This window comes from Peribacillus sp. (assembly GCF_059453735.1).
Genome location: NZ_JAZVJO010000465.1, coordinates 1 through 9,300, shown reverse-complemented (window position 1 = coordinate 9,300; position 9,300 = coordinate 1). Strand labels below are relative to the sequence as shown.

General features: G+C 37.8%; 8 protein-coding genes and 1 pseudogene. All 9 read right to left on the bottom strand.

Going from position 1 to position 9,300, the window contains the following annotated elements; all coding sequences use genetic code 11:
- The coding region (locus AC52RT_RS15410) for a LacI family DNA-binding transcriptional regulator (RefSeq protein WP_495541562.1) at positions 1 to 594 on the bottom strand (594 nt) is incomplete at its 3' end.
- Positions 595 to 651: 57 nt separating this feature from the next.
- Positions 652 to 1,494, bottom strand: coding sequence for a carbohydrate ABC transporter permease (locus AC52RT_RS15405; protein WP_475728397.1), 843 nt, complete (start codon positions 1,492 to 1,494; stop codon positions 652 to 654).
- The gene (locus AC52RT_RS15400) at positions 1,491 to 2,435 is read right to left on the bottom strand and encodes a carbohydrate ABC transporter permease (protein ID WP_495541561.1); all 945 of its coding nucleotides are present in this window, start codon (positions 2,433 to 2,435) and stop codon (positions 1,491 to 1,493) included. Before AC52RT_RS15400 ends, AC52RT_RS15405 begins: the two co-directional genes overlap by 4 nt.
- 79 nt (positions 2,436 to 2,514) lie before the next feature.
- Positions 2,515 to 3,798 (bottom strand): ABC transporter substrate-binding protein, encoded by a 1,284-nt coding sequence (locus tag AC52RT_RS15395; RefSeq protein ID WP_495541560.1) that lies wholly within the window; start codon positions 3,796 to 3,798, stop codon positions 2,515 to 2,517.
- A gap of 253 nt (positions 3,799 to 4,051) precedes the next feature.
- Positions 4,052 to 4,420 carry a PqqD family protein gene (locus tag AC52RT_RS15390; RefSeq protein ID WP_495541559.1) on the bottom strand — a complete coding sequence of 123 codons (369 nt, stop codon included), beginning with the start codon at positions 4,418 to 4,420 and terminating at the stop codon, positions 4,052 to 4,054.
- A complete protein-coding gene (locus AC52RT_RS15385) occupies positions 4,413 to 6,302 on the bottom strand; it encodes an OPT family oligopeptide transporter (RefSeq protein WP_495541558.1) in 1,890 nt (629 codons plus the stop codon). Before AC52RT_RS15385 ends, AC52RT_RS15390 begins: the two co-directional genes overlap by 8 nt.
- Positions 6,303 to 6,624: 322 nt before the next feature.
- A complete protein-coding gene (locus tag AC52RT_RS15380) occupies positions 6,625 to 7,794 on the bottom strand; it encodes an MFS transporter (protein WP_495541557.1) in 1,170 nt (389 codons plus the stop codon).
- A gap of 181 nt (positions 7,795 to 7,975) precedes the next feature.
- Positions 7,976 to 9,007, bottom strand: coding sequence for an NERD domain-containing protein (locus AC52RT_RS15375; RefSeq protein WP_495541556.1), 1,032 nt, complete (start codon positions 9,005 to 9,007; stop codon positions 7,976 to 7,978).
- Positions 9,008 to 9,081: 74 nt separating this feature from the next.
- Positions 9,082 to 9,300: pseudogene (locus AC52RT_RS15370) on the bottom strand (SAM-dependent methyltransferase); the annotation flags it as partial.

Here is a 9,300-nt window from a genome sequence, read left to right as displayed (position 1 = left end):
ATTTGATATTTCCGACGTTTTCTTGCCTGCTATAAAAGCGATTTCTCCGCATGCCTCTTCATATACATGCTCAACTGCTAATTGCGAGACCATTAAATTGTCTGTCATCACAAAAGCGGAGTTCCCTCCAGTGAGTTTGATATCTATGCCAACACAGGGGATTTCACTCTGATCAAGTTCCATAACCGCCTGCTCGATCTCTTCACCCGCTACAATAAGACAGCCATCCAGACGAAAATGTCTGCATCGTGCTAGATAATCAACATTTTTCCGAACAGACGGTTCATTGGAAAAAATAATAATATCATAGCCCAGTCCGACGATGTTTTTTTGAAAAGTGGAAATAACTTCACTAAAAAAAGGATGATTAAACTTTACATTCGTCTCCCCAGCATAAATCAAGCCAATTAGACCAGATTTATTCGTCGCCAGCGATTTGGCTGAAAACGTAGGTTGATATCCAGTCTTTTCAATTATACGCATCACCTTACGCTTCGTTTGCTCGTTAACTCCCTCATAATGATTAATCACCTTTGATACCGTTGCTTTTGAAACCCCCGCCATTTCTGCTATATCACGGATTGTTAACGCCATCTTAATTCCCTCAAATCTAGCTGCTTACCTATAGGGTTTTTCTCATTTATATGCATCCTACTTAACTGAACCTTCAGCAATACTCGAGATGAATAATTTGTTAAATATTAAAAAGACGATTAGAAGTGGAACAGTCGCCCAGAACACCCCTGACAGAAGCATACCAAAATCAACTCTATTGGTATTATTTAATGAGGCAAGTGCCACCTGAATGGTATAGGATTCCGGATCACGAAGGACCGTAAACTGCCATAAGAACTCTCCCCATACTGATGTAAAAACAATAATTCCAAGTGTTGCAAAAGCCGGAAGGATAATTGGCAGGACCACACTTCGATAAATCCTAAAATTAGAGCATCCATCGAGCTTTGCGGCCTCAATTAATTCATCAGGTACAGATTGATTTACATATTGCCGCATCAAAAAGATTCCTAACGGGTTTAAAAAGAACAAAACCATCGCTGCAAATAAGTGATCAAGTAATCCGGCCTTTGCCACTAATAAATATTGGGGGATAAGCCCCAACTGAGGAGGAATTACGATCGTAAATAAAATGGAAAAAAATAAAATATTCTTTCCCGGAAACTTAAATTTCGCAAATGCAAATCCTGCCAGCGAACTGATAAACAGCACAACAATTGTCACGACTAGACAGACAATCAGGGTATTAACCATCGATTGAAAAAACGGAATCATTTCTAAGACCTTTTTAAAGTTTGCTACTAACTGATCTCCTGGAATTAGCGTAGGCGGAATCGAATTATAAGCCGAACTCGGGCTTGTAGCCATAACAAACATCCAATAAAATGGGAAGATTGAAAAGAAAGAGATAACAGTTAAGAATAAATAGATAGCCAGACGTCCGATTCCCCACTTTTTAGTTCCGACCTCTCGACTCATCCTTTTCTCCCCCTTTTTCTACCGTATCCTTGAGTAATCATCATATTCAATGCTGAAGCTCCTACGATAAAGATTAATAGTATAATAGCCGACGCCGACGCCGTACCATATGAAGCAATTCTAAATGCATCACGGTATAAATACATCACCACTGTTAGTGCCTCATCCCGTGAAAACGCCGCGTTACCAAGAAATACAGCCGGCTCCGTAAATAGCTGCATCGCACCCACCGTAGAAAAAAAGACAGTCAATAGTATAAACGGCTTTAACATAGGAATTGTTATATATCTTAACTGTTGTAATTTATTGGCTCCATCAATCTTAGCCGCCTCATACAAATCATTGGAGATACTTTGCATTCCAGCGAAGAAAATTATCGTATTATACCCAAGCCATCTCCAAAAAACCATCGTTGATATAGCGATTTTAGCTCCCCACTCTGATGTTTTCCAATTGACTGGATCAATCCCGATTAAACCAATTAAGTAATTGACTAAGGCTGTATCATTGCTGCTAAAAAAAACGCTGAATACTAAAGCAACCGCAACCATGGAAGTGATGTACGGCATAAAAATTGTGATACGAAAAAAGTTTTTGAATCTTAGGTACGTTAAATTTAAAAAGAAAGCAAGTACTAATCCTACTACCAACTGTGGGGCAGTTCCCATAACTCCAAGCACAATCGTATTATAGACAGACTTCCAGAATAAAGGGTCTGTTAAAATAACTTTGAAGTTAGCAAGCCCCACAAACTCCATTTCGCCCATCCCATTCCATTTTTGAAACGCCAGGAAAAGACTAAATATCGCTGGATATAGGCCGATAATGGCAAAGATAATAAAAAACGGTGAAATATATAAATAGCCTGATATCATATCTTTCGTTTTTTCAGATAAAGAACGTTTATACACCGGATCCTTTTTTACTTCTAAAGGAATCATTTCACTTCCTCCTCAGAGACTATAAAAATACAAATCTGACGGCATGATAACCGCCAGATTTTTTATTCGATCTTTCCTATTAGCGATCAAGTGCCTTTTTAATACGTTTAATAGCAGCTGTCCATTCCTTCTCAGGATCTTTTCCATCTTGAACATTTGTCAATGCGGTATTGATTTCATCATTAACCGTAATATAATTTTTCCCTTTATAAACATAGCTAATCTTTTGAGCAGATTGCGCAAATACATTTTGCGTCGATTGGCCGCTGAAATAATCATCCGTAGAAGCTTTAAAGTCATCCATCTCATACACTAGTGGCGAAGATGGGAACAGCCCGCTGGATTTAAATGATTTTAATTGATTGTCAGGTGAAACCAACCATTTTACAAAATCGTAAGCTTCCTGAGGATGTTTCGTTTCTTTTGGAATGGTAATGTATGACCCGCCCCAGTTACCACTGTATTCTGTCGGCAATGTTGCCACTTTATACTTACCAGCAGCATCTGGTGCGTTTCCTTCCATCCAACCTTTAAACCAAGCTGCGCCTAATTCAACAGCAAAATCCCCTTTTTGAACCCCACTTCCCCATTCTGCCGACCACATAGGTAAATTGCCTACTAGTCCTAACTTATTCATTTCAACTGCTTGATCATATGCACCTTTTACGCCATTTTCTGCTTCTTCAATTAATAGATTTCCTTCTGAATCAAAATAACTTTCTTCCAATGTATCGAGCTTTGCACGGTACATCATTTCCATACTAGCAACCATTGGCTTTCCTGTTTTTTCTTTGATGGTTAACGCAGCTTCTTTAAAACTTTCTGGTGTGGAGATAAGAGCCGACACTTCTTCAGGCTCTGTTGGCAGCCCAGCAGCTTCAAATAGCTCAGTACGATAGTATAATGCTTTAGGACCTATATCTGTCGGAAGTCCCATTAGAAATTTCCCACCATCATTTTCAGCGATTTTCCATTTCCAATCTAAGTATTGATCCTTTATTTCATCAGCTTTCATATCATATAAATTTAGCAGTCGATCTTGAGCATCCCGGAAGCGGTCAACCTGATCTACTTCTAGCATCGCAACATCCGGGGCACCGGTTCCAGCAGATAGTGCAGTAAATAAATTACTATGATGTGCGTCCGTTTCTGATTTTTTAATTTTAATTTTCACATTCTTATTTTCTTTCTCATATTCCTTAGCAAGCTCTTCATAACCAGTTGCACCAAATACCCAAAAATCAATTGAAACTTCTTTATCTTTACTGCCGCCGTCACTTGAACTCTCATCAGATGAACATGCTGCAGCTCCAAATACTAGTAAGGATGAAAAACCGACCAATAACCATTTTTTGAATTTCATGATATTTCCCCCCGAAAATAGAATAAGTTTTATTGAAATCGCCCTCTGTTAAGCGTTTTATGAACCTCCTTTCTTATTAACGAAACCGGTTTCTACAAAGAGTAAAAAAATATAACAATTACAAATTTAACCAATAAAGCGCTTTCAATAATGATTATAGTGAATGATAATTATAAAATCAATATGTTTCTAGAAAACTAATTATATCCCTTACACACAAAAACCCCCCATATTATGAAATATGGGGGGAAACTTATTTTAGAACTTGATCGTCTGTTTCCCAGATAATCCAGTCATAAACTTCAAGCACTTGTAAAAACTTTACAAGCCGCGGTAGGGCAGGATCTGCTTCCTCACCAAAATGTTCACTCATATCTTCAGCTATCTGCTGTACATTCTTGTGGTAATCAAGCTGTTCAATCACAAATAATCCAAATTTATCGAGTCTAATTCGACGAACGGCAGGCTGTCTGAAAAAACGTATAGTGAACCTTTCCACTATATTGGTCCTCTGGATAATCAAAAAAGCTCCATTGGAATCCTTAGTCAAAGTAACTCGTTTCTCCAAAAGAGGAACCATATTTAATAGGTTCTTCTCCTCTTTGCGTCGTTTTTTAAACATTTTTCTTACTCTTCTTACTAGCAACATACCAAAGGAATACAGCTAGTGCCAAGAATAATATGAGTGGGATTAGGTTGCTGGCCATTGCGGCAGTCTCTGGAATTTTCACTCCAACAGCAATTAATACAGCAATTAATACACCTAGTAAAGATTCTCCGGCAATTAAACCCGAAGCTAATAGTACCCCTCTGTCTACACGTTCTTTAAGAATTTCTTTTGTTTTAGCAAAGAACTCTACGAAGTAACGAACAAACCCACCAATCATGATTGGCGCACTAGTATGAACTGGTAAGTAAATACCTACTGCAACGGTTAGTGAATTTAAACCAAAGAACTCAAGCGTGATTGAAATGGCTGCGCCGATAAAGATCAACGTCCAAGGTAAATCTCCACCTAGAACACCTTCAGCCAGTATTTTCATAAGTGCTGCTTTAGGTGCTGGCAGTTCCGCTGAACCAATAGTATAAGCATTATTCATGAGAATAAGGATCAAACCAATTACAGAAGCGGATGCAACGACACCAATCATCATAGCAACTTGCTGTTTCCATGGTGTTCCACCGACAATATAACCAGTTTTCAGATCTTGAGAAACGTCTCCTGCCACTGCAAGAGCAGTACATACAATTGCTGAAACTGTTAATGCAGCAACCATACCGTTCATTCCTGTATAGCCAACTGACGAATAGACAAGAGCAACAATTAGTAACGTCGCAATAGTCATTCCAGAAACCGGAGACGAAGAACTACCCACGATTCCGACAATCCTAGAAGCTACAGTAACAAATAAGAAACCAAATGTTCCTATGGCAAGAGCACCAATAAAACCAACATCTGTAACAGGTACAAAAGCAATAATTAGAATGATAACCAAGATACCAATCCAAACATATTTCGCAGGAATATCTCTTTCCGTACGAATAGGCTGTGGTTTAAGCTGGCCTTTATTGGATTGTAACCCTTTAACTGTATCCTTAGCAGATTTAAAGAGCATTGGTAACGTTTTAACTAGGGTAATTAATCCCCCTGTAGCAACCGCACCAGCACCAATATAACGGATGTAGTTATCCCAAATTCCCCATGCATCCAATTCACTGATTGGAACTTCTGATGGGAAGATCGCACCAGTCGCGTTACCGCCAAAGAAGCTGATCGCTGGAATAAGTACGATCCAAGCTAGAAGTCCGCCGCCAAGCATCTGCCCAGCAACACGCGGCCCGATAATATAACCTACACCTAATAAGGCTGGAAAAACATCAAGTCCAACAACAGCATTTTTAAATCCTATAATACTTGTTTCAACTTCTGTTTTAAATACTTTGAAACCATCACCAAGTACTTTAATCGCACCACCGATGACTAATCCTACACCAATTAATTTGGCATTTGATCCGCCTTCTTCACCTGATTTCAGAACTTCTGCACAAGCAGTTCCTTCTGGAAATGGTAAAGTTTCGTGTTCATTCACAATTAGAAGCTGTCGTAGGGGTACCATCATAAATACACCTAGAAATCCTCCAGTAAGAGCTACGAAAATAATAAATAGCTGACTCACTTCTAGATCCCACATGAATAAGGCAGGAAGTGTAAATACAGCTCCGGCTCCAATAGCCTCACCGGCAGTAGTCATTGTTTGAACAATATTATTTTCTAATATTGAATCACGACGTAAAACTCCTCTTAAGATCGCCATTGAAATAACTGCTGCAGGAATGGATGCGGAAACAGTTAATCCAATAAGAAGTCCTAAGTATGCGTTAGCTGCACCAAATATTATAGCAAGAATAACTCCGAGAATAATGGCAGTAGCTGTAAGCTCTGGTAGAGACTTTGACGCTGAGACGTAAGGAACAAATTTACTTTCTTTTGAATTGTTAGACAATTTAGTCACTTCCTGTATTGGACTTTAAATCATAGGAGACATTATATCACTCTAATTTTAGTTTCGGCAATGGTAATTCTTATAATAGAATTAAATCAGACGAGCGTGAAAATTCCGTCAAAAGTACTACCCGTCTAATCGATGCTTTTAGAGCCATTATACACTTGGTTTTAATCTTATTTTCTCCATTAAATTTGTGAATAGATCGTGTACTTCATTAATCTCTACTTTATTTAACAATATTATTCCAACAAAAGTCACAACAAAAAACCTGTAAACTTTGTATCCAATTAACGAACACCAGTTTACAGGTTAAAAACAATCAAGCGATCATATGCATTTTACGGTTCTTAGCATGATAAATTTGATAGAGAACTAACGCAAATATTGAAAGGATTGCTCCTGAAATATACGGTAAACCAATTGATACGGAATATAACGCTCCGCCGATAGGAGGTCCCGCTATTCGGCCAAATGAATCAAAAGAGGAAAGTAATCCTGTAGCACTACCATGTCCAGATGTTGAATTTTTCGTCAAAAGAGACGAAATTGCAGGACGAATGACTCCGTTTCCTAAACCGAAAATGGTTAAAAACGCCGCAGATGTCCAGAAGCTATTCGAGAACAAGATCAGGATAAATCCTATTGCTGACACGATAACTCCTATTCGTATAACTGCACCTTCTCCATATTTTTTTGTCATTGGCCCAACTAAGCCACCCTGAACAATTGCGCTGCCAAAACCCATAATCATAAATATGTAACCTAATTGAACCGTACCAATACCTGCTCTTTGTGCAGCAAAGTAAGCGAATGTCGTTTCAAGACCTGCCATTGAGAGCGTTACAATCAATTGCAAAATGAAGATGATTGAAACAGGTCCCTGAAAGGATTTCCACATGGATATTTTTTCATCAGATCGTTTTACCCTCTTTTCTACTGACAATGATTCCTTCACTAATAGTACGACTAAAAAGAAGGTAATAATGGAGGAGATTCCAGCGATATAAAAAGGCATATTCAAACTGACCTTTGAGAAAATCCCTCCGATTGCTGGACCAAAAACGAAGCCTAATCCGGTAGCAGCTCCAATAATCCCCATTCCTTTTCCACGTTCTTCAGGTGTCGTGATATCTGCTACATAAGCCATAGTTGTTGGCATATTTGCTGAAGAAAGAATCCCGCCTACAATTCTGGCTACAAATAATACCCATAAAGAATCTGCCATTGCCATAATGAAAAAGGAAAGAGCAAGCCCTGCAATTCCAATCAGCATAACCGGTTTCCGTCCGATACGGTCAGAAATACGTCCCCACATTGGGGCGAAGAATAATTGCATTAACGAATATACAGCCATTAAAAGTCCAAGTTCAGTCGGACTGCCGCCAACTTTTTCTGCTAAAAAAGGTAACACAGGAATAATAATACCAAAACCAACCATCACTAAAAACATCACTAAAAAAAGAACGGGTAACACTTTTTTAGTTTCCATAGATTTCTCCTTCTAAAGATCCGTAAAACCGATTAGTAACATTCTTAAGAATCTAGAATCCTTGATAAACTTTTCCACACTTTTTCGTATAAAAGTATAGTATCCCAAATAATGAAAGTCAACGCAGGTGTTTCCATGTGTTTCCACGCTGAGAACTTTTAACCAGCTCACTACGAACGGCTTATTTATTCACAATCTCTAGAATTGCCGCACCATATTTCGCTGCTTTTGTTTCTCCAAATCCTTTTATCGCTATTAGATCGGCTATATTTCTCGGCCTCCGCTCGACAATTTCATCTAATTCGCTATTCGTAAATACCCAGTAAGGCTTTAGATTCCCCTGCCTAGAGGTTTCTAAGCGATAAGCTTTTAACATTGCATAAATATCTTTTTCTTTTGTATCTAGTTCGATCGTGTCAACAGAGGCTGCAAGCTCCACCTCAGGACTCAGTTCAATATTATGAACAGCATATTTTGCGGCATAATCGATCTTAAGTGGTTCATGTTTTTCCATTAGGAAACGCGCGATATTAAATTGCTGTTTTTCTAAAATATCTCGATCCTTTTCTTTCGCCATCTCAGTCTTTAGCAGCTGACCTATTTGATCGTGCTTATATAACTTCTCTTTAATTCGATTAGGGCTATATGTTTTATTAATAATTGACTTTGGATTGGCAATAATGACGGCTGATTTAATTGGTAACGTTTTAATCAGCTCTTCTCTTAGTAACACTTCCCTTAATATATTTACTTGTCGTTCACTTTGAGAAATTGGACTATACATACCTTCTTTTTTAATAATATTTCCATGCTTATTCTTGATAATGCGAATAAAATCGCCATCACCATTCACTTCTATATCTCCACTCAGCTTTTTCGTTTCCAAAATATAAATCAATTTATTTGTTATAATGACAAAATCAAATTGAGCGTAATAATCCTTATAAGGAATTCGAATATCATGCAGACAAAGCATAGGGATAAACGAATTTTTTAATTCATAGTAAACCTTAGCTTCCCCTTCAATCCCATGTTTTAAGAGAAGTAAATCTCGTTCAATAAGCGTTCTCTTATTAGCTGGGCTCTCTCTGCTAAGCTTTTTTAAATCATGCAGCTGTTGACTTTCTTGTTCAAAATCTTTCAGAAAAGTCGGTTCTGAAATTGTTTTTATTTTCATTAAATGCTTCACATAATCGGTAAATGTAGCCTTCAACGATATTCCACCTCACTATGTAACTATAATAGTAATATTATACCATTATATTTCCAATGTACGTCGAGGATTATCTAAACAAAGGACAGTGAGTAGATTAAAAACCGTTCATTGACATTATGTTCATATAAACCTGGTAAAATGACTTCTTTCTTTAATTCGAATACCGTTTGATTATCCAAGAAATAGATATAATCATCTGAAGGATAATATAAGATTAAATCTACCTCACGAGGTGTTGTTTCTAATGAGAGTAAAATGTTATTTACAGTCGCATTAAATACTTGGACCGA

Bases quoted from the DNA above. Each gene is read 5' to 3' on its own strand.
- AC52RT_RS15380 (WP_495541557.1), bottom strand. From the start codon at position 7,794: ATGGAAACTAAAAAAGTGTTACCCGTTCTTTTTTTAGTGATGTTTTTA.
- AC52RT_RS15395 (WP_495541560.1), bottom strand. From the start codon at position 3,798: ATGAAATTCAAAAAATGGTTATTGGTCGGTTTTTCATCCTTACTAGTA.
- AC52RT_RS15390 (WP_495541559.1), bottom strand. From the start codon at position 4,420: ATGTTTAAAAAACGACGCAAAGAGGAGAAGAACCTATTAAATATGGTT.
- AC52RT_RS15405 (WP_475728397.1), bottom strand. From the start codon at position 1,494: ATGAGTCGAGAGGTCGGAACTAAAAAGTGGGGAATCGGACGTCTGGCT.
- AC52RT_RS15400 (WP_495541561.1), bottom strand. From the start codon at position 2,435: ATGATTCCTTTAGAAGTAAAAAAGGATCCGGTGTATAAACGTTCTTTA.